The sequence below is a fragment of the Streptomyces sp. NPDC031274 genome (assembly GCF_055570235.1).
Window position 1 is genome coordinate 1 of record NZ_JBVIHP010000017.1, and the last position, 19,016, is coordinate 19,016.

At 69.3% G+C, this 19,016-nt stretch carries 16 protein-coding genes and 3 pseudogenes; 11 read left to right on the forward strand and 8 right to left on the reverse strand.

The genetic code is table 11. The features are described 5' to 3' along the window. Window positions 1-132: 132 nt before the first annotated feature. The gene (locus ACZ5CR_RS25530; protein ID WP_468861290.1) at window positions 133-786 is read right to left on the reverse strand and encodes a YceI family protein; all 654 of its coding nucleotides are present in this window, start codon (window positions 784-786) and stop codon (window positions 133-135) included. 252 nt (window positions 787-1,038) lie between these two features. Here ACZ5CR_RS25530 and ACZ5CR_RS25535 point away from each other — a divergent pair, with 252 nt between their 5' ends. The 3 genes and pseudogenes from ACZ5CR_RS25535 to ACZ5CR_RS25545 form a co-directional block, all read left to right on the forward strand. Beyond that, window positions 1,039-2,259, forward strand: coding sequence for an FUSC family protein (locus ACZ5CR_RS25535; protein ID WP_468861292.1), 1,221 nt, complete (start codon window positions 1,039-1,041; stop codon window positions 2,257-2,259). 64 nt (window positions 2,260-2,323) lie between these two features. Continuing rightward, entirely contained in the window at window positions 2,324-3,589 is a 1,266-nt protein-coding gene (locus tag ACZ5CR_RS25540) for a cation:proton antiporter (RefSeq protein ID WP_468861294.1), read from the forward strand. Window positions 3,590-3,606: 17 nt separating this feature from the next. After that, window positions 3,607-3,705 (forward strand): annotated as a pseudogene (locus ACZ5CR_RS25545) (GlsB/YeaQ/YmgE family stress response membrane protein); the annotation flags it as partial. Between the two features lie 19 nt (window positions 3,706-3,724). On the opposite strand, the gene ACZ5CR_RS25550 reads toward ACZ5CR_RS25545, so the two are convergent. The 3 genes from ACZ5CR_RS25550 to ACZ5CR_RS25560 all read right to left on the reverse strand — a co-directional run bounded on the left by ACZ5CR_RS25550 (window position 3,725) and on the right by ACZ5CR_RS25560 (window position 7,443). After that, a complete protein-coding gene (locus ACZ5CR_RS25550) occupies window positions 3,725-4,426 on the reverse strand; it encodes a restriction endonuclease (protein WP_468861296.1) in 702 nt (233 codons plus the stop codon). 79 nt (window positions 4,427-4,505) lie between these two features. Then, window positions 4,506-5,849 carry a hypothetical protein gene (locus ACZ5CR_RS25555; protein WP_468861299.1) on the reverse strand — a complete coding sequence of 448 codons (1,344 nt, stop codon included), beginning with the start codon at window positions 5,847-5,849 and terminating at the stop codon, window positions 4,506-4,508. A gap of 277 nt (window positions 5,850-6,126) precedes the next feature. Further along, window positions 6,127-7,443: a phosphatase PAP2 family protein gene (locus ACZ5CR_RS25560; protein ID WP_468861300.1), complete on the reverse strand. Its 1,317-nt coding sequence runs from the start codon at window positions 7,441-7,443 to the stop codon at window positions 6,127-6,129. 292 nt (window positions 7,444-7,735) lie between these two features. Between ACZ5CR_RS25560 and ku the strand changes: the two genes are divergently transcribed. Beyond that, complete coding sequence (gene ku / locus ACZ5CR_RS25565) at window positions 7,736-8,692, forward strand: non-homologous end joining protein Ku (RefSeq protein WP_468861303.1); 957 nt, start codon at window positions 7,736-7,738, stop codon at window positions 8,690-8,692. A 77-nt stretch (window positions 8,693-8,769) separates the two neighbouring features. Here the strand turns inward: ku and ACZ5CR_RS25570 are convergent. From ACZ5CR_RS25570 to ACZ5CR_RS25580, 3 genes and pseudogenes are all read right to left on the reverse strand, one after another. After that, a pseudogene (locus ACZ5CR_RS25570) lies at window positions 8,770-9,036 on the reverse strand (transposase); the annotation flags it as partial. Beyond that, entirely contained in the window at window positions 9,018-9,146 is a 129-nt protein-coding gene (locus ACZ5CR_RS25575) for a hypothetical protein (protein WP_468861773.1), read from the reverse strand. The gene ACZ5CR_RS25575 and the pseudogene ACZ5CR_RS25570, both read right to left, overlap by 19 nt. Window positions 9,147-9,345: 199 nt before the next feature. Continuing rightward, complete coding sequence (locus ACZ5CR_RS25580; protein WP_468861306.1) at window positions 9,346-10,422, reverse strand: Lrp/AsnC family transcriptional regulator; 1,077 nt, start codon at window positions 10,420-10,422, stop codon at window positions 9,346-9,348. A gap of 104 nt (window positions 10,423-10,526) precedes the next feature. Here ACZ5CR_RS25580 and ACZ5CR_RS25585 point away from each other — a divergent pair, with 104 nt between their 5' ends. The 6 genes and pseudogenes from ACZ5CR_RS25585 to ACZ5CR_RS25610 all read left to right on the forward strand — a co-directional run bounded on the left by ACZ5CR_RS25585 (window position 10,527) and on the right by ACZ5CR_RS25610 (window position 16,656). Then, window positions 10,527-11,729, forward strand: a complete 1,203-nt coding sequence (locus tag ACZ5CR_RS25585; RefSeq protein ID WP_468861308.1) for a M20 metallopeptidase family protein — start codon at window positions 10,527-10,529, stop codon at window positions 11,727-11,729. Next, window positions 11,726-13,213: an MFS transporter gene (locus ACZ5CR_RS25590; RefSeq protein WP_468861311.1), complete on the forward strand. Its 1,488-nt coding sequence runs from the start codon at window positions 11,726-11,728 to the stop codon at window positions 13,211-13,213. Before ACZ5CR_RS25585 ends, ACZ5CR_RS25590 begins: the two co-directional genes overlap by 4 nt. Before the next feature lie 481 nt (window positions 13,214-13,694). Continuing rightward, window positions 13,695-14,090 carry a DUF3592 domain-containing protein gene (locus tag ACZ5CR_RS25595; RefSeq protein WP_468861755.1) on the forward strand — a complete coding sequence of 132 codons (396 nt, stop codon included), beginning with the start codon at window positions 13,695-13,697 and terminating at the stop codon, window positions 14,088-14,090. A gap of 48 nt (window positions 14,091-14,138) precedes the next feature. Continuing rightward, window positions 14,139-14,344 (forward strand): annotated as a pseudogene (locus tag ACZ5CR_RS25600) (hypothetical protein). 159 nt (window positions 14,345-14,503) lie between these two features. Continuing rightward, window positions 14,504-15,844, forward strand: coding sequence for a fibronectin type III domain-containing protein (locus ACZ5CR_RS25605; protein WP_468861313.1), 1,341 nt, complete (start codon window positions 14,504-14,506; stop codon window positions 15,842-15,844). Between the two features lie 146 nt (window positions 15,845-15,990). Then, a complete protein-coding gene (locus ACZ5CR_RS25610) occupies window positions 15,991-16,656 on the forward strand; it encodes a histidine phosphatase family protein (protein WP_468861316.1) in 666 nt (221 codons plus the stop codon). Between the two features lie 13 nt (window positions 16,657-16,669). Here ACZ5CR_RS25610 and ACZ5CR_RS25615 read toward each other — a convergent pair whose 3' ends face one another. Beyond that, on the reverse strand, window positions 16,670-17,284 hold the full coding sequence (locus tag ACZ5CR_RS25615) for a TetR/AcrR family transcriptional regulator (RefSeq protein ID WP_468861318.1): 615 nt from the start codon (window positions 17,282-17,284) through the stop codon (window positions 16,670-16,672). A 169-nt stretch (window positions 17,285-17,453) separates the two neighbouring features. On the opposite strand from ACZ5CR_RS25615, the gene ACZ5CR_RS25620 reads away from it, so the two are divergent. Beyond that, window positions 17,454-19,007: an MDR family MFS transporter gene (locus ACZ5CR_RS25620; RefSeq protein WP_468861320.1), complete on the forward strand. Its 1,554-nt coding sequence runs from the start codon at window positions 17,454-17,456 to the stop codon at window positions 19,005-19,007. Window positions 19,008-19,016 lie beyond the last annotated feature (9 nt).

Below are 19,016 nucleotides of genomic sequence, written 5' to 3' on the forward strand. Positions count from 1 at the left end.
CGCCAGTTGTCCCGGGGCGCGAAGGGCGGTTTGGGGGGCGAGGACTCCCCCCTTCCTTTTGTCCGGGGAGCGGGGGGGGGCCCCCATCCCGGCACGGGGGGGGGCCCCTCCCCTCGTCGTCATCTCTCTGTACTACTCCGGGAGCGTGGCCCGGATCGCGGAGATGTCGAACTGCAGCCGGACCTTCTCGCTCACCATGGCGCCACCCGTCTCGAGGCGCTGGTTGTAGACCAGGCCCCAATCGGTGCGGTCGATGGTGGTGGTCCCGTCGAAACCGGCCCTCTCGAAGCCGAACGGGTCCACGACCGAGCCGAGGTAGTCGAGTTGCAGCTCGACGGGCCGGGTGACACCCCGGATGGTCAGCTCCCCGGCCATGCGGAAGGTCTCGCCGCCCTCATGGACCGTGGAGGTGCTGCGGAACGTCATCTCCGGGTGGCGGCGCGCGTCGAAGAAATCGGCGCCTATGAGGTGCGTGTCCCGCTGTTCCACACCGGAGTCGACGCTGGCGACCTTGATGACGATCTCGGCCCGCGATGCGGAGGGCCGGGCACCGTCGAAGTACAGCGAGCTGTCGTAGTCGGCGAAGGCACCTCGCACCGTCGTGACCATCGCGTGCCGTACGGAGAACCCGATGCGACTGTGCGGGCGGTCGATGGTCCACTGCCCGGTCAGCGCACGGAGCGCCGGATCGAGCGCGGCATCGCCCGCCGCTGGGAGAGGCGAACCGGGGCCCATTGACGGCGTCGGCTCGAGGGTCGCGGTCTGGCGACGGCTGAAGATACCCATGATGCGTCGTCTCCTTGGATTTGATCACTCCGTGTTATCACGCTGTTGACAGATGCCGCTCAGCAAGATGGGAGGTCTCGTCCGGGTTCCATGGCACTGACTGCAAAGATGCACAAGATCGGCACGGATGTGGAGGCACGAGTGGATCACCTGGTGTCACTGAGGGTCACAGCGGCGCCGGTCCGCATGCGGACGGCTGTGCCGGGTACCAGGCTGAGCTCGATGACCTGCTGATCGGAATGGAGTCGCTGCATGACCGGCGAGGGCGGAGGGCAGGGTGTGGAAGCCGCGGCCCAGGGGCGGTTCGAGCGTGCGCGGCGATGGTGGCAGCGGGCGCGGGGGATCCCCGGCTACGAGCGGCACACGCTGCTCCTGGTCCTCAAGAGCACGTTGGCCGCGACCTTGTCCTGGGTGGTCTCCTACTACCTGCTCGACGCACCGTCCCCGGCGTTCGCCCCGTTCTCCGCGGTGCTGATCATGCAGGTGACGGTGTACCAGTCCCTGCTGCAGTCGCTGCGCTACCTGGCGGCGGTGATGGTCGGCGTGGCCATGGTCGCGGTCCTGGGGTTCCTGGGCGGACCCGATCTGCTGACGTTCGTCCTTGTCGCGCTGGTGGGCCTGTCCATCGGGCGCTGGCCCGCGCTCGGCGCGCAGAGGGCGCAGGTCCCCACCGCGGCGTTCTTCGCCTTCGCCACCTATGCCTCCGCCACGTCCACGACCGAAAAGGCCACCCAGCTCGGGCAGATCATCCTGCTGGTCCTCATCGGCTGCGCCATCGGCGTCGTCGTCAATGTCACGGTGGCCCCACCGATGCGCTACCGCAGCGCCGAGCACGGGATCCGCTCGCTGTCCACCGCTCTGGGCGAGCTGGTGAGCGACATGTATCCGGTGCTGCGCGAGGGGAAGTTGGACGAGGAGAACTGTCGGCAGTGGCGCTGGAGAGCCGAGCAGACCGGAGGGCTGATCACACAGGCGCGGGACGGTCTCCGTACCGCGCAGGAGAGCCTCTACTTCAATCCGCGCCGCCTGCTGCGCAGATATCGGGGCCGGACTTCCTTCGAGGGGTACGGAGCGGTCCTCGGAGCCCTCGAACGTTCGCTGTACCAAGTGGGGTCGCTGACGCGCAGCCTGCACCGGTGGCACGAGGAGGAAGGGGACCGGCACGACGACCTGGCCTTCCTCAAGGGCTACGCCGACTTCCTTGAGACCCTCACGAAGATCGCCCAGGTGCTCGGCGAGCTGGACGAGGACTCCCTCACCGAGCAGGCCCGACAGATGTGCCGTCTGGCCGACGAGGCCCAGGGCTGCTGTCGGAACGTGGCCGACGGAGCGAGCCGGGCGGGACTACCGCTGACCGACCCTGCTCGCCCGTACGGAGTGCTCGTCGTCGAGTCCAGCCGCCTCATGGAGGAGTTCCAGCACGTCTGCGACGCGCTTCAACGGCACGTCGATCAGAACGTGTGCCCCGGTTAGGGCTGATCCAAGTGGGAACCCCTCAGCACGGGATCACCACGAGCAGAGGTACAGGTGCCGGCAGATGGAAGTGACAGCCGCGGACGTCGGGTACGCCTGCGTGGGGATCGGCGCCCTGCTCGCCGCGGTCCTGCCCAGACTGGTGGCGCGGCAGCCGATGTCCATGCCGATGGTCTTTCTGGCCGTGGGGTTCTTCGTCTACCTGCTGCCGACCGGACTGCCCGATCTGGACCCCTACCAGCACCGGGCGTGGGTGGAGCACCTCACCGAGGTGATCGTGATCGTGGCCCTGATGGGGGCCGGTCTCGCGATCAACAGACCGTTCGGCCGCCGGTCCTGGTCCACCGCCTGGCGCCTCCTTGGCATCACCATGCCTCTGACCGTGGTGGCCACCGCCCTGGTCGCCTGGGGTCTTGTGGGCTGGCCGCCGGCCGTCGCCCTGCTCCTCGGCGCCGTTCTCGCACCGACCGACCCCGTGCTCGCCGCGGAGGTACGTGTCGGTGAGCCGACGGACGCCGAGAACGACGAGGACGAGGTGCGCTTCGCCCTCACCGGTGAAGCGGGCCTCAACGACGGTCTCGCTTTCCCGTTGGTCCTCGCGGCCCTCGCGATGTTCGCGGCGTCCGAAACGGGCTGGTCCGGCGAGTGGGTGGGCCACTGGCTGTGGAGCGACGTGGCGGTACGCGTCACGGTGGGCGTGGCGGTCGGCCTGCTGGTCGGCCGACTTCTCGGCTGGATGTTCTTCCGGGCGGGCTGGAAAGCGCTCCGTCTCTCCGAGCACAGGGAGGGTTTCGTCGCGCTCGCGGCGACCTTCATCTCGTACGGCCTCACGGAAGTGCTGCACGGTTACGGGTTCCTCGCCGTGTTCACGACGGCCTGCGCGATCCGGTCCGCCGAGCGCGCCCACGGGTACCAGGTGGTGATGCACACCTTCATGGAACAGGTGGAGCGGCTGCTCACGGCCGGTGTGCTGTTCCTCATCGGGGGGTTCATCGCCGGCGGCGGTCTTTCCGCCCTCACCCTGGGCAGCGCGATGACGGCCGTCCTCGTGCTGCTCGTGATCCGTCCGCTGACGGGCTGGCTGGCCCAGCTGCGGGGGAGGACCACCCTGAGGGAACGCGCGATGACCTCCTTCTTCGGCGTCCGGGGCATCGGGTCCGTCTTCTACCTGGCGTATGCGCTGGGGGAGGGGGAACTTCAGTCGTACGACGAGGAGTTGTGGGCGGTGGTGACGTTCATCGTCCTGCTGTCGGTGATCCTGCACGGGGCCGCGGCTTCGCCCGTGCTCAGGCGCCTGGACAGATCACCGCTGACGGCCGGGGAGCGGTGACGGGTCCTGTCCGTCCGGCGGGCACGGACGGCGTCGACCGGATCGAATGGCTCATCCAGATCGGCCTCGCGGCGCCGGCCGTCGCCGCGCTGAGCAGGGTGAAGCCACGCTCCTGATGGCAGTGCTCCGCCCCGGTCAGGCAGCGGCACCCGCATCCTCCCAGGGGCTGGGCCCGGTGCCGTCGAGCCAGGCATCCAGGTCCTCGCCGTTCACGCACACGATGCCGCACCGCTGCGCGTACTCAAGGGCGGGAGCGGTGAAGTCACTCGTCGTGACGAGCACCGCGATGTCGGCCTCGTGGACGGTGAAACAGGTCCCACCGAAGCGTTGCAGGTCCTGAGATCCGACCTTGTTGGCGTCACCGTAGCGCTTGCACTGGATGACGATGCGGAGCCCGTCGGACGTGATCGCCGTGACGTCCGCGCCCAAGTCGCCTGCGCCTCCGGCCACTTCGACCTCTTGGCAGTCGTCACGCGCGCACAGGTCGGCTATGGCGCGCTCGAAGCCGTCGGGATCGAGTTCGGCGTAGTCGGCCTGCTCGACGGGAGGATCGAGAACGCCGGTCGCTTCCTCCAGCGTCTGGGCGGCACGGCGCGCGTATCTCGCGGCGGAGACGCGGCGCCACCTGGACCGGCACAGGTACGCGGCAGTGATGCCCACCACGGCGAGAGAGCCGACCCACAGCGGGCGGCTCTCGACGACGCTCGCCGCGGTGCGGACCAGGAACACCAGAACGCACAGGACGATCGCGAGCAGAGCGAAGAACAGGGCAGTCCGGCGCAGATCGAAGCGCCGCTCACGGTCCATACGCTGAACCGGGCGCGAGGGTAAGGTCATTGCACTCCCTGCGGAGATCGACAACGAAGATCACTTGCCTCCGTGTGCCCAAGATCAACGCGCTTAAGAGCGGAGTACGTCAGCGCAGCAGACGCAGGAAGACATCGGCCGCGCCGTTGGTGTCGTCGGGTACGAGGTTTCCGGCGGGGGAGTCGAACACCACCGCGCCGCCGTCTTCGCTGACGCCGGTCCGCGGCCCTGGTGCGGTGTCCTCGGACACCGGCTCGCTCTCGTCGCTGATGAGGTGTACGTCGCCGGTCACCATGTCCCGCAGGAAGACGTCCGCACTGCTGTCGCCGTCCTCCTCGGGGGCGAGGTTGGAGGCGGCAGAGGTGAAGGCCGCGTAGCGCCCGTCCCGGCTCAGTGAGACGTCGTCGCTCTCGCCATTGGCCGGAGTGCCGTCCGGGGCGGCGCTGACAAGGCGTACACGCTTCGACTCGCGGTCGTAGAGGAAGACGTTGTGCGAGGCGGTCGGGGCCGGTCCCTCCGGGCTGAGTGCCCTGGAGGTCGAGGTGAACGCCACATAGCGGGCGTCACCGCTGAGGGCGGGGTCCCAGGACGGGGTCTTGCGGTTGTACTTGTGCGGGACGCTGATGAGTTCCGTGGTGCTCTTCTCCCGGTCGCGCAGGAAGATGTCCGTCGCGAGGGAGTGGTCCTCCACCCCGGCCAGGTCGGCGGTGTTGGAGGTGAAGGCGAGATACCGGCCACCGGAGTCGCCCGCGAACGCCGGGGCGAACGCGTCCCCTTCGCCCTGCTTGCCCTCGTTGGTGAGCTGCGCGAGCTCCGTGGTCTTCTTCTTGCGGTCGTAGAGGAAGACGTCGTCCCGCTTGTTGGCGTCCCCCGCGACGAGATCCTCGGCGCCCGAAGCGTAGGCGACGTAGCGGCCGTCGCCGCTGACCACGGGGTCGTACGTCAGGTGGCTGCGCAGCCCGTCGTAGGACGCGCCCGTGGGGCTGATCCGTGTGGTCCTACCGGTGTTCCGATCGTGCAGGAAGACGTCGTCGAGGTCGTTCGGGTCGCCGCCCACGAGATCGTCGGCGGTGGAGGTGAAGACCACATACCGCCCGTCGGGGCTGAGCGAGACCTCCCGTACGACACCGTGGCTCGCTTTTCCGCTGCTCTTGACGCTGACGCGCTCCGTCTTGCCGGTGCGCAGATCGCGGACGAAGGCGTCGGGAGTGCCGTTGGTGTCGTTCTCGACCAGGTTTCTGGACGCCGACACGAACGCGACGTAGTGACCGTCGGCGCTGATGGAGGGGTTCGTGGAAGCGGCGTTGCCCTGAACGCCTCCCGGACCGACGCTCAGCCGCTCGGTGCTCGGCGCGGCGGTGTCGGCGGACGCGCCCGCGGGTGCCAGGACGGTCACGGCGCAGAGGGCGGCGAGCACGGCGCTCGCGGCCGTCACGCGCTGATGAACGGTCATCGGTTCCTCCTGTGTCGAGCCCCGGCCGGTGCGAGCAGGCCGACCGGGGAAGGGGGCAGGCTCGCACCGGAGACCCCGGTCAGCAGTCTCTGCGGTGATCGGTCGTGACCAGGTGCACCGTAGGCGAGCGAACACCGAGAGACCCCGGGGGTCAATGCGTCGCGTGCCCTCCACGATGCGGATGCGTCGGTTGCATCAGTGGGGGCAGGTCGCTACGGCGGACTTTTGTGCCGTACTCGCGCGCGACGGGCAACCATCGGCGCGGGTGCGACATGCCTCAGACCAGCTCGGGTTGTGGTTCCGGCTTCGGTGCCGGTGCGGCTTTCGGCTCCCACAGCTTGGTGGTCCGCACGTATCCGTGGACCACTGAAATCATCGCCAGAATGAGAAGTGGACCGAAGACCCACGGGTGTTCGGCCATCTGCGTCGGCAGATAGCGATACGACACCAGGAGCAGAGCGAAGACCGTCGTGCCATAGGCGACCAGCTGGATTCCTGCCCGGTCCCAGCCACGGTCAAGGGCGCGCAGCGCCGCGTCGATCGTGAACGCGAACACCACACCGGCGATGAGGTCCACGCCGTAGTGGTAGCCGAATCCCAGCGTCGCGGAGAGCGTGGCGATCAGCCAGAACACCCCCGCGTATCGCAGAAGGCGTGGGCCCTTGCGGGAATGAATGAAGATCGTGGTGGCCCACGCCGTGTGCAGACTGGGCATACAGTTGCGCGGAGTGATCTCGTCGAAGGGTATGGCGTGTGGATTCGCGATCGGCGGTGGTGTGTGCGGCCACAGGTTGGCGAGGGCCCACTGCTCGCCACCGGTTCCGAAGGCGCCGGTGCCATAGGTGAAGATCGGCCCGACCACCGGGAAGATCATGTAGATGGCGGGACCGAGCAGGCCGATGACCAGAAAGGTGCGCACGAGATGGTGGCCCGGGAAGCGGCGCTCGACCGCCACGTTGCGCAGTTGGTAGAGCGCGACGATGACCGCGGCCACCGCGAGCTGGATGTAGACGTAGTCCAGGACATGGGCGCCGATCGAGCCGGTGGACGCGACCACCCGGCCCGCCAGCCATGACGGGTTGCCCAGCGCGTGGTCGGCGGTCGCCACGTACTGGTCGAGTACGGTCGGGCGGGTTTTCGACGTGATGAGCAGCCAGGTGTCACCGGTCTTGCGGCCGGCCACGAGCAGCAGGCTCAGCCCGACGCCCTTCAGGAGCAGGACGCGTTCCTGGCCGGTGCGGCGGGTGAGAGCGATGACCGCACAGGCCAAGATCACCCACAACGCGCCGTTGCCGAACATCATTTTGGCGTCGACAGCCCACCGCACCAGGAAGAAGACGATGTCGATCCCGACCGCGACACCGAGCGCGATGAATCGCTGCCGCCAGGTGAGCGCCACCATCATCAACGCCATACCGGCGTACAGCAGTGGCCCGGATTTGGGCGCGAAGATCACCTCTTGCGCCTGATTGGTGATCGGCCCCGCCACGCCGTAGTGGCGCGCCGCGATCTCCAGAGCGATGAGGAACCCGAGGGCCACCACGCTCACCGCGGTCCACAGCATCGCCCGTGGTTGACGCCACGCGACGAGCATTGTTCTGAAGTTTTCCCGCGAAAACATTCGAGATGCTATAGATATCAATGCTTCAGCCGATTTGTTAGGTGTCAGTTAAATAGCTCACTCTTCGTGCTAGATGGCATGGTTTTCTGGTGAAGGACGGCGATCACGGCACTCGTTGTGAGTTCGATCATGTTAGCGGAGTGATGCGGATGGGTTTCGCGGGTTACGTGTAAGTGACACCGCTCCTTGCCGGTCGGCTCTGCGATGGTGAAGTGATCGTTGAGACCTCACACTGGTGTTCTCGGGGCTGTCACGGAGGTAGCGCATGCCCCGCCCCGTCTGGTCCGGTGCGATCTCGTTCGGCCTGGTAACGATCCCGATCAAGGTTCTGCCCGCCACCGAGAACCACTCGATCTCGTTTCACCAGTACCACCTCGAGGACATGAGCCGGGTCCGCACGCGGAAGGTATGCGAGATCGACGGCAAGCAGCTGACGAGCGCCGAGATCGGCAAGGGTTACGAGGTCAGCAAGGACACGATCGTCGCGGTCACCGACGCCGAGCTCTACGCGATGCCGCTCCCGACCGCGAAGGCCATCGAGATCGCCGCGTTCGTGCCGTACGAGAGCGTGGACCCGATCCGCATCGGGGAGGGGTACTACCTCCAGGCCGACGGGCAGGTCGCCGCCAAGCCCTACACGCTCCTGCGCAAAGCCCTCGAACGGAACAGCAAGGCCGCCGTCGCCAAGTTCGCGTGGCACGGCAGGGAACGCCTCGGCCTGCTCCGGGTGCAGAGCGGTGTGATCCTGCTGCACGCCATGAAATGGGACGACGAGGTCAGGGATCCGCAGCAGCTGGCGCCCAAGGCGGTCGACGTGAGCGACGAGGAGATCGACAGGGCCGTACTCCTCATCGACTCCATGACCGCCGACGGCATCGCCGGTCAGGACTGGGCCACCGACCGCTACACAGAGGCCCTCGAGCAGCTCATCAACACAAAGGCAGGAGGAAAGAAGCCGCCCAAGCCGGACGAGGAGGAAGCACCGGCCGGTGGGCAGGTCCTGGACCTGATGGCGGCGCTCCAGGAGTCCGTGTCCAAGGCGCAGGCCGCCCGCGGCGAGAGCGGGGACAGCGGGGACAGCGGAAAAGATGCGACCGTCCACGAGATGCCGAAGAAGAGGGCCGCCAAGAAGACAACCGCGAAGAAGACCGCCGCCAAGAAGTCCACGGCGAAGAAGACGGCAGCCGGAAGAAAGACGGCACCGAAGAAGCGCGGGGCCTAAAGGGTTGTCCCGTCATGGTCTTCGAGTGGGTGCGCCCGTGACCGCCTCCGTGACCGCCTGCTGTCCGATCTGCTCGCCTATCCAGAGAGGGCGAGGTTGTGCAGGCGGGCGACTCCACTCATCGCGTGATGGAGGCCGTCGCCCCTCAAGCGGCAGTCGCGGAGGATCTTCCAGCTCTTCATGCGGGCGAAGGCGTGCTCGACGCGGGCACGGACCTGGCGATGGGAAGTGTTGTGCTCTTCCTTCCAGGCGGTCAGTTCGCCCTGCCCGCGCTCTCGGCGGTGCGGGATGACCAGGCCGGTGCCCCGGTAGCCGCCGTCGGCGATCACGGTGGTGCGGCCGACGGTCTCCCTGGTTCCGGCGCCACCTCGGCGAACGGGGCCGACGTCTCCACGATCAGGCGCCAGCCCGAACCGGTCGTGACGTGCGTGGCGACCGCCTCGCTGTCGATCATCCACACGTCCAGCGGGCCAGATGAAGCCCCCGCGCCGTGCGGGTGCCAAGAAGCGACCACGTGCTCAAGACGCCGCCCGACCAGGTACCCAGGACGTACACCAACCCCGTACAACGGGCACTCGCTCAGCCTTTTCGGCTGTACCGATGACCGTACCGTGAGGCAAACGCCCAGCTCGCGCCCACATACGGGGCGAGCCTCAGGGAGTGTCTTCCGGATCTCGCCAGCCGGCGCCGGCCGGACGGACGTCCAGCGGGACGCCGCCGACGCGGTAGCCGCGTTCGTCGAGCAGATGGCCGCTGAGCTTCATTGGCCAGAGGGCCACGGCCCGGTCGGTGATGTCCAGGCCGGGGGCGCGCTGGGCGAGTCGTATCTCGAAGCGCTGGGTGTCGGCGAGGGACTTCACCCAGGCCACGACGAGGACGTTGTTCCGGCCGGTGAGACCGGCGCACAGCCGTACCTCGCGGGCGCCGGTGAGGGAGCGGGAGACGCTCTCCAACTCCCCTGCGGCCACTCTCCCCCAGAGGATCACCGTGACGGGCCACTCCGACAGCGGGCGGGCGACCTCGCAACGGGGCTGGAGCATGCCGGCGGTGAAGAGCCGGCCGAGTCGGCGACGGACCGTGTCCGGGCTCGTTCCGCAGGCGTCGGCCAGGGCGCGGTAGGTGGCGCGGCCGTTCATGGACAGGGCGCCGACGAGGGCGTGGTCCAGGTCGGTGAGGGGGAAGACGGGGGTGTCGGCGCGAGGAGCGCCGGTTCCGGCGAGGCGGGCGATCTGGGTGCGGTCGAGGGCGCGCAGCCGCCAGCGGCTGCCCTCGGTGTAGACAGTGCTCGCGAGGTGGGTGCGGGTGGCGACGATGCCCTGCATCGCGCCGATGCCGCGGGTCACCCAGTGGGTGAGCGCGGCGAGGTCTGTGGCCATCACCGTGAGGAGGAGGTCGCGGTCTCCGCTGACGTGTTCGACGGCGGTGACGTGGGGCAGTTCGGCGAGGGCACGGGCGACGGTCAGCAGGCTGCCGCTGGCGCAGTCCACTTCGATGACGGCGAGCAGTCCCTGTCCCGTCGCGGCGAGGGCGGGCGACGGGGAGCAGCTGATCCAGGCGGCGCCGGTTTCGGTGAGCCGCTGCCAACGGCGGGCCACGGTGACGGCGTCGAGTCCGAGTACCGCGCCGATCTCGTTCCACCCGGCGCGTGGGGCGATCTGCAGCGCGTGCACCAAGGCCTGGTCCACGTCGTCGAGCGTCCGTACCGGCTCGTGCCCGGAATGCTGCGTCATTCGAAGCCTCTTGCGTGTTTCCTGCGATTCGGGCCGGTCGGACGGGCCAGGACTTCAGTCTTGCCGCACCGATGGCCGGAACCGTATCAGGAGGTTGACGCAGCATGTCCGTACTGGAACGCGCCAGGGAACTCCAGCCCGATCTCGTGCGGCTCCGCCGCTCGCTGCACCGTAAGCCGGAGCTCGGCCTCCGGCTGCCGCGTACACAGGAGAAGGTCCTCGCCGCGCTCGACGGTCTCCCTCTGGAGATCACGCTGGGCCGGGAGCTGACCTCGGTCACGGCCGTGCTGCGCGGTGGCCGCCCCGGCGGGGCGGTGCTGCTGCGGGGTGACATGGACGCGCTGCCGGTGGACGAGCTGACGGGGGTGGAGTACGCCTCCGAGACGCCGGGCCGGATGCACGGCTGCGGGCACGATCTGCACACCGCGGGGCTCGTCGGTGCGGCGACGCTGCTCGCGGACCGCCGGGAGAGCCTCCAGGGCGATGTGGTGTTCATGTTCCAGCCGGGCGAGGAGGGGTACAACGGCGCCGGTGCGATGATCGACGAGGGTGTCCTGGGTGCGGCGGGCAAGCCGCTCGACGCGGCCTTCGCCCTGCACGTCTCGGCCAACCGGCTGCCCGGCGGCTGGGTCGCGTCCCGGCCCGGCACGGTCATGACGGCGTCCGACGTCCTGCGGGTGACGGTGCGCGGCGAGGGCGGGCACGGTGCGGCTCCGCACCACGCCAAGGACCCGGTGCCGGCCGTCTGCGAGATGGTGACCGCGCTGCAGAACTGGGTGACGCGCACCTTCGACATCTTCGACCCGGTGGTGGTGACCGTCGGGCGGCTGCACGCCGGTACGCAGCACAACGTCATCCCGGACACGGCCGAGTTCGAGGCGACCGTACGCAGTTACTCCGAGGCCAACCACGAGCGGCTGGCCGAAGGGCTGCCGCGTCTGGTGCGCGGGATCGCGGCCGCGCACGGCCTGGAGGCGGAGGTGTCGTACGAGATGCAGTATCCGGTCACCGTCAACGAGCCGGGCGCGACGGCGTTCGCGCTGGACACGGCGCGCGAGTTGTTCGGCACGGGCGAGGTGTGGGAGGCACCGCGGCCCGCCAGCGGTTCGGAGGACTTCTCCCTCGTACTGAACAAGGTGCCCGGCGCGATGCTGCTGGTCGGCGCGGCGCCCGAAGGCGTGGACGTGGAGAAGGCGCCGCAGAACCACTCCCCGCGGGCGGTCTTCGACGACCGGGTGCTCCATCGCCAGGCGGCGCTGCTCAGCGAGCTCGCGGAGCAGCGGCTCGCCGCGGGGGCGTCGGCATGACGGCCTTGGGCGGGACGGAGGAAGTGGCCGCGCCCCGGGTGACCGCCGTGGTCGGCCTGCTCGTCGTCTTCGAGCTGGTCAGCGGATTCCTCCAGGGTTCCGCCCCGGCGCTGGTGCCGGCCGTGCAGGACTGGCGCTCCATCAGCGCGTCCCAGGCGCAGTGGTACATGGCGGTGCAGTTCCTCGCGGCCGCGGTCGCCGTGCCCGTGTTCGGGCGGCTCGGAGATCTGTACGGTCACCGTCGGCTGACCCGGATCGCGCTGGTCTGCGTCGCGGCGGGCACCGTCCTGGTGGCCCTCGCACCGAATCTGACGGTGCTCCTTGTGGGCCGTGCCCTGATGGGTCCGCTGGCGGCGCTGCTGCCGCTGGAGATCGGCCTCGTACGGGACCGGCTCGACCTGGAGGGCGGCCGGCAGGCGGTGGGACTTCTCGTGGGCGCGCTCACCCTCGGCTCGCTCCTCGGCCACGGCCTGGTGGGCCCCCTGCTCGAACTCACCGGCGGCGTCCGGGCCACGCTCGCGGTCCTCGCCGCGCTCGCGTGTGCCTGCCTTGCCCTGTCGTACTGCGCGATCCCGGAGTCACGGACCCGTGCGCCGGGCCGGATGGACTGGACGGGGGCGCTGCTGCTCGGGCTCTCGCTGCTGCTGTTCCTCGGTACGACGGCGCGCGGAGCGACCTGGGGCTGGACCTCTCCGCTCACCCTGGGCGGCCTCGTGCTCTCCCTGGCCCTGCTCACCTGGTGGGTCCGGCTCGAACGGGACCGGCCGCACGCCCTGGTCGACGTCCGGGCGGTGGCCCGCCGCCAGTCCGCGCCCTACTACGTCTCCGGCTTCCTCTTCGGCACGGTGATGCTGGGCGGGCAGGCGGTCGGCATCTCGTATCTGGCCGCGTCAACGGCCGACGAGGGCTACGGCTTCGGGCTCACCACCTGGGAGATCAGCGCGTGGGGCGCGGTGCCGCATGTGCTGGCCTTCGCCGGGGCGAGCCTCGTGGCCCGGGTCGCGGCCCGCACCGGGTACCGCCGTGTGCTGCTGCTCTCCTTCGCGCTGATGGCGGCAGGGAACGTGGGGCTGATCGCCGCACACACCGCTCTGCCCCTGTTCGCCCTGGCGTCCGCCGTCTCCGGCTTCGGCATGGGCCTGGCCCTGGGCGGCCTGCCCACGCTGATCGTGGAACGCAGCGCCACGGACCGGACGGCGAGTGCGACCGCCGTCTACAACAACCTGAAGACCCTGGGCGGCAGTGTCGCGGGCGCGGGTTCGGCTGTCGTCCTCGGCTCCCTCGTCGTCGAGGGCACGGAGGTCCCGGCGCTCTCCGCGTATCTGACGATCTGGGGGCTGAGCGCACTGCTGTGCGTGGGCGCTCTGGTCCTCCAGATACTGACGGGACGTGACGTGCAGGCTCCGGGTACGACGGGGGACCTCGCCTCCGGCGCGCGCACGACGGGCGGTACGGCCACGCCGGGCCCCACTCGGGCGGCTTGAACGCGACACTCCGCCGCGGTCCCTCGCCGCCCCGAAGACCACACACGCCAGTTCACCCCGAGCTGGTGGAGAGGGCGGGGCCCGGCGCCGAGGAGCACGCGGGCCGCGTGGCGAGGCCGCGTACCTGCTCGCTGACGCAGCGAGCGGGACCGCCAGGGGCCGACGCCCTGCCCTGGCCGGTGGCCAGCCGGCCGCGTTCGCCTGCCTCACCCTGGCCCCGCACCATCGCCCGCCTTGGCGCGACGATCCCTGAGACGTCGAAGATCTTTACGGGACAACCCTTCAGCCAGGACTCGGGCCCCCGGTGCAGATGCTGTGAAACTCGTGGACCCCAAGGGGCTGGAGCAGGGCGGCCGGAGTGCCTGGGATAACGTCCCTCTGACTTTGGGCAAGTGAGAGGGATGTAGTGCGGGTTCGGGTGCGTGGGTGGGGTGCCGGTCGGTGGGTCACGTTCGGGGTGATCACGGTCGGTACGTTGTTGATGGTCGGTGGGTTGATCGCGGTGGGGGTGTCGGTCTCCTTCCTGTCGGACGCCGAGCGTGCCCCGGGCACGGTGGTGTCGCTGGAGTGGCGGAACGACATCCACGGCGTATCCCGTAAGCAGCGGGCGAACGACGGGCCGACGGCGTACCCGGTCGTCGAGTTCACCTCGGCGGACGGCACGCCGAGGACGTTCCGGGGCTCGGCGGGCTCCAATCCGCCGTCGTACGAGAGGGGGGAGCGGGTCGAGGTGCTGTACCTCGCCGATTCGCCCGAGGACGCGCGGATCAACGGGTTCGCCTCACTGTGGCTGCTGCCGGTCGTCTTGGGTGGGATCGGCTTTGTGATGGCGGGAATCGGGACGGCCATTGAGGTGGTCAGGCGCAGGCGTTCTTAGGCGTCCCGTCCCCACGGTCGCGGCTTCTCCGGATTGCGGACCGCCCGGATCAGGGTGACGCGGACGGCACAGCGCCGCTTCTTGTTTCTGCGGATCGCGATCACCCTGCGGACCCTGACCATTTTCCTTCAAGCGGTCTCCGCCGGAGTGGTGTTGACCGCGTCTACGGAGAGGCGCTGCGCAGTGCGTCGGTCCATCTCCCCCTGGCCGTCCTGATGTTCGGACTGAGCGTGCCGGCGCCGGCGCGACGCTGAGGTCCGATACAGGGGCAGCGGCAACGCGCGCCGCCTCCCATCTCCTGAGCATGTACAGCTACAGTGCCTTGCCCCCACGGCACCATCAACTCCCCCCACGACTGCATCCCGAACTCCCGTACATCCGTACGTGGTTCCACCGGAAAGGGAACGCCAGCCGTGTCTCAACACCACCGTCTCAGACCGGCAGCTGTCGCCTCCGCGGCCGCTGTCGTCGTCCTCGCTCTCGGGTTCACCGGCACCGCGCACGCCGCCGCGCCCACCGCGGCCGCCACCAGCTCGGCAGGCAGCGTCAGCGACGACCCGGATCAGCCGGACAACCCCCTGTACGACGCCCCCGAGAACTTCCATGCCGACTCCGGGCGCGAGGCCGTCTCCCTCTCCTGGAGTTCGCTCTCCGCGGCCACCGCCTACGAGGTCTACCGCGCCGAGGCCGAGGGAACCGAGCCTGACGAGGTCGGCCCGTACACGCTGCTCGACACCGTGTCCACGGGTTCGTACGTGGACAGCGACGCCGACCCCGACGTCGAGTACGCCTACAAGGTCCGCGCCCTGGACGACGCCGGACACGTCTCGCCCTACACCGATCCCCGCCGCGGCACCCGGGACACCGTCGCGCCCTTCGCGCCGCGGGACCTCACCCGCACCGCCGAGGACGAGCGCGGTGTGACGCTGACGTGGCGCACCGGCGATTCGGACGCGGTGAAGTACGTGGTGTACCGCGCCGAGTCTCCCAACGCCCAGCGCGTCAAAGTCGGTTCGACGACGTCGCTGACCCTGCGTGACACGAAGGGTGAGCCAGGCCGCACGTACTCCTACGAGGTGCGGGGTGTCGATGCCGTCGGGAACGAGTCCGTGCCGTCGAACTACGTGATCGGCACCAGAACCGTCACCTCGGGTACAGCGCCCAAGGCCCCCACCCTCAAAAACGCCCAGCTCGTGGGCAAGCGGCTCACCCTGTCGTGGTCGCAGAGCCCGTACGTACCGATCTCCTCGTACACCGTCTACCGTTCCAAGACCTCCCCGGTCGACGTGACCGACCCGGCCAACCGCGTGGCCACCACGACACGTACCGAGTACACCGACACGGTGGGGGAGAGCGAGGGCGAGCGGGACTACTACTACGCCGTCGTCGCCACGTCCCAGCACTCCGTCGCCTCGCCCGCCTCCGCATCGGTGAAGCCGACGTACACGGAGCCGCGCCCGCCGGGCGCCACGCAGATCTACGAGGTCACACCGGGCGCGGGCAGCGTGCGGGTCAGCTGGTTCACTTCCCCGTCCGGCGGCGGCGCATCCGTGGCCGGTTATCGCGTCTACCGCTCCACGAAGCCCCAGGTCACCAAGGAGAACGCCGAGGTCAGTCACACCACGAGCGACTCGGAGTACCTGGACCGCGGCCTGACGGGTGGCACGAAGTACTACTACGCCGTCGCCGCCTACGACGAGGACGGCCTTGAAGCCGCCCTGTCGCCCGAGGTGTCGGCCACGCCGACTTCCTGACGGACGAGGGGCCGGGAGGCTGCCGCCGGCCTCCCGGCCTTGGCCCACTGCTGTCGGGAGAGGTCACGGTCGTGGCCGAGCGCGGGGCTGAAGGGGGTGGTGGCAGAGTGGAGGGGTCTGTTCCATCCCACGGAGGTAGTCCCCGCATGCGCCTGCTGCTCATACGTCACGGTCAGACCCCGTCCAACCTGAAGCACCTCCTGGACACCGGGGCGCCGGGGCCGGGTCTGACGCCGCTGGGGCACGAGCAGGCTGCCGCGCTGCCGGAGGCCCTGGCGGGGGAGAAGATCGAGGCCCTGTACGCCTCCACGCTGCGGCGCACCCAGTTGACCGCCGCGCCGCTGGCCGCCGCGACAGGTCTTGAGGTCCGGATCAGGGACGGGATCCGGGAGCTGATCGCCGGAGACCTGGAGATGCGCGGCGACGACGAGGCCGCCGCCCTCTACCTCGACACGGCCCTCGCCTGGTCCGGGGGCGACACCGAGCGCCGGATGCCCGGTGGCGAGACCGGCGTGGAGGCACTGGCGCGCTTCGATGCCGTCGTCGCCGATGCGGCCGCGACGGGAGTGGAGACGGTGGCCATGGTCAGCCACGGTGCCGCTATCCGGATGTGGGTGGCCGCCAGGGCCGCCAACGTCGACGTGGCGTACTCCGCCGGCCATCCGCTGGCCAACACGGGCGTGGTCATCCTCGAGGGATCACCCGACAAGGGCTGGCATGCCCTGGTGTGGGAGGGCCGCCCGCTGGGCCCGGAAGGAGACTCGCCCGAGGACAGCGGCCCGGCAGGGGAGGCGACGGTTCCGGCCGCCTGAAACTCCTCGGCGTTCAGGTAAGGGCGCGCCAGCCGTTCTCCAGGAGGTCGAAGGCGCGCGTGATGGCCTCGCGGGGGTCGTCGTGGCCGCGAGCGGCGCGCGGGGCTTCGAGTGCGAAGTGAGCCAGGGCGGTACAGGCGGGATCGTCCGCGGGCAGACCGCCCTCCTCGGCGATGACCCCGGCCAGGGCCGCGGTGTGGCGCAGCCACATGTTCTGGACGTAGTCACGCAGGGCCGGCGTGCCGTTGACCAGGTCGAAGAAGGCCGTGAAGCGGGCGTCGGCATCCGCGGCCGCCATGCGATGGAGCAAGGCGTGCCCGCACAGCGCCGCCGGGATGGACTGGCCGCGGGGCCGCTCGCGCACGGCGGCGAGCAGGCGGGCTTCCTGGGCGGCGTCCTCGTCGAGGACGAGGGCCTCCTTGACCGGGAAGTGCTTGAACAACGTCGTGGTGGACACGTCCGCGGCGTCCGCGATCTCCCGGATACCGACATCGTCGTATCCACGCTCCAGGAACAGACGTAGTGCCGCATCCGCGATGGCTTGGCGGGTTGCGGCCTTTTTGCGTTCGCGGCGCCCCACCGGAGCCGACGGGGCTTCGGTCTCGGTGCCGGTCTCGGTGTCGGTCATAACCACACCCTACTCTCCGGTTGCCCAGCTTCAAAAGTTGAGTCGTTGCACTTATTGAGTTGGTGTGGTCTTCTGGAGCAGCGGTCGGCCGTGAGCCACCGTCCGGCCCCGCTCTCCTCCTGTTCTCTTTCTCTTCTTCACCTCCGCTCTCCGAAAGGAGTGATCAGTCATGTCCACGTCTGCGTCCCTCCCCGCCACTGATCCCACCGCCGGCCCCGCGGCTGTGCCGAAGAACGTGCGCTGGGTGTTGCTCGGCGTCATGCTCGCGATGCTTCTGGCGATGCTCGACAACATGGTCGTGGGCACCGCGATGCCCACGATCGTCGGAGACCTGGGCGGGCTCGAGCACATGTCCTGGGTCGTGACCGCGTACACGCTCGTCACCGCCGTGACCACCCCGATCTGGGGCAAGTTCGGCGACCTCTACGGCCGAAAGCCCCTGTATTTGGCCTCGATCGCCGTATTCATCGTCGGCTCCGCGCTGTGCGGCGCCGCGCAGTCCATGACCGGTCTCATCGCCTTCCGCGCCCTGCAGGGCATAGGTGCCGGTGGCATCGGCGCGGGCGCCTTCACCCTGATCGCCGCCCTCGTGCCGCCTCGGGAGCGGGGCAAGTATCAGGGCGTGACCGCCTCGGTCATGGCCATCGGCACCATCGGCGGCCCGCTCCTCGGTGGGTTCATCACCGGGCACTGGGACTGGCGTTGGGCCTTCTACATCAACTTGCCGCTCGGTCTGCTCGCCCTGGTGTGGCTGTGGCTGATGCTCGACGTGCCTGCCCGGCGCATCAAGGCAGAGATCGACTGGGCGGGGATCGCCCTGCTGACGATCTCCATCGGCGCCGTCGTCCTTGCCGCCACCTGGGCGGGCACCACCTACGCCTGGGGCTCCTGGCAGATTCTCGGGCTTGGAGCCGTCGCCGTGATCGGCCTTGCCCTGTTCGTCCGCACGGAGAAGCGGGCCGACGAGCCGCTGTTGCCCCCGTCGGTGTTCACCAACCACCGCAACTATCCGCTCGCGGTGGCCATGATCCTGGCCGCAGGCGTGGTCATGTTCGGTACGGGGCTCTACCTTCCGCTGTTCCAGCAGACCGTCCAGGGCGCGTCGGCCACCAACTCCGGGCTGCTGATGCTGCCCATGATGATCCCGGTGGTGATCGTGTCCACCCTCGCCGGGAAGGTCATGTCCGCCACCGGCAAGTACAAGATCTTTCCGATCCTCGGCACCGCGTTCCTGACCGTGGGCCTGGCGCTCCTCGCCACCATGGACACCGGCACCTCACGGCTGCTGACCGCGCTCTACATGGTCCTGGTCGGCATCGGTATGGGCTTCACCTTGCAGATGGCCGGCACCGTCGCGCAGAACAGCGTCGCCATGCGGGACATGGGTGCGGCGATGAGCTCGGTGAACCTCTTCCGCACCCTGGGCGGCTCGCTCGGCATCGCGGCCTTCGGCTCGCTGTTCACCCGCGCCGTCCAGTCCCACCTGCCAGGCGTCGGCGCCGCGACCGACTCGACTGCCGTGTCGAAGCTGCCCGCAGGTGCCAAGGACGCCTACCTCACCGCGGTCACCGACGGCACCCACCAGATCTTCCTCATCGGGGCGGTCCTGTGTGCTCTCGCCTTCGTCGCCGCGCTCCGCGTCATCGAAGTGCCGTTGAAGAAGGCCGGCCCGCCGCCCACCACCGGCAAGGCCCGGAACGCCCCCGCCCCCACGACCGGCTGACCCCAGCAC

Excerpts from the sequence above, each read along its gene's own strand:
- ACZ5CR_RS25530 (WP_468861290.1), bottom strand. The coding sequence starts at position 786 with ATGGGTATCTTCAGCCGTCGCCAGACCGCGACCCTCGAGCCGACGCCG.
- ACZ5CR_RS25535 (WP_468861292.1), top strand. The coding sequence starts at position 1,039 with ATGACCGGCGAGGGCGGAGGGCAGGGTGTGGAAGCCGCGGCCCAGGGG.
- ACZ5CR_RS25540 (WP_468861294.1), top strand. The coding sequence starts at position 2,324 with ATGGAAGTGACAGCCGCGGACGTCGGGTACGCCTGCGTGGGGATCGGC.
- ACZ5CR_RS25550 (WP_468861296.1), bottom strand. The coding sequence starts at position 4,426 with ATGACCTTACCCTCGCGCCCGGTTCAGCGTATGGACCGTGAGCGGCGC.
- ACZ5CR_RS25555 (WP_468861299.1), bottom strand. The coding sequence starts at position 5,849 with ATGACCGTTCATCAGCGCGTGACGGCCGCGAGCGCCGTGCTCGCCGCC.
- ACZ5CR_RS25560 (WP_468861300.1), bottom strand. The coding sequence starts at position 7,443 with ATGCTCGTCGCGTGGCGTCAACCACGGGCGATGCTGTGGACCGCGGTG.
- ku (WP_468861303.1), top strand. The coding sequence starts at position 7,736 with ATGCCCCGCCCCGTCTGGTCCGGTGCGATCTCGTTCGGCCTGGTAACG.
- ACZ5CR_RS25575 (WP_468861773.1), bottom strand. The coding sequence starts at position 9,146 with ATGATCGACAGCGAGGCGGTCGCCACGCACGTCACGACCGGTTCGGGC.
- ACZ5CR_RS25580 (WP_468861306.1), bottom strand. The coding sequence starts at position 10,422 with ATGACGCAGCATTCCGGGCACGAGCCGGTACGGACGCTCGACGACGTG.
- ACZ5CR_RS25585 (WP_468861308.1), top strand. The coding sequence starts at position 10,527 with ATGTCCGTACTGGAACGCGCCAGGGAACTCCAGCCCGATCTCGTGCGG.
- ACZ5CR_RS25590 (WP_468861311.1), top strand. The coding sequence starts at position 11,726 with ATGACGGCCTTGGGCGGGACGGAGGAAGTGGCCGCGCCCCGGGTGACC.
- ACZ5CR_RS25595 (WP_468861755.1), top strand. The coding sequence starts at position 13,695 with ATGGTCGGTGGGTTGATCGCGGTGGGGGTGTCGGTCTCCTTCCTGTCG.
- ACZ5CR_RS25610 (WP_468861316.1), top strand. The coding sequence starts at position 15,991 with ATGCGCCTGCTGCTCATACGTCACGGTCAGACCCCGTCCAACCTGAAG.
- ACZ5CR_RS25615 (WP_468861318.1), bottom strand. The coding sequence starts at position 17,284 with ATGACCGACACCGAGACCGGCACCGAGACCGAAGCCCCGTCGGCTCCG.
- ACZ5CR_RS25620 (WP_468861320.1), top strand. The coding sequence starts at position 17,454 with ATGTCCACGTCTGCGTCCCTCCCCGCCACTGATCCCACCGCCGGCCCC.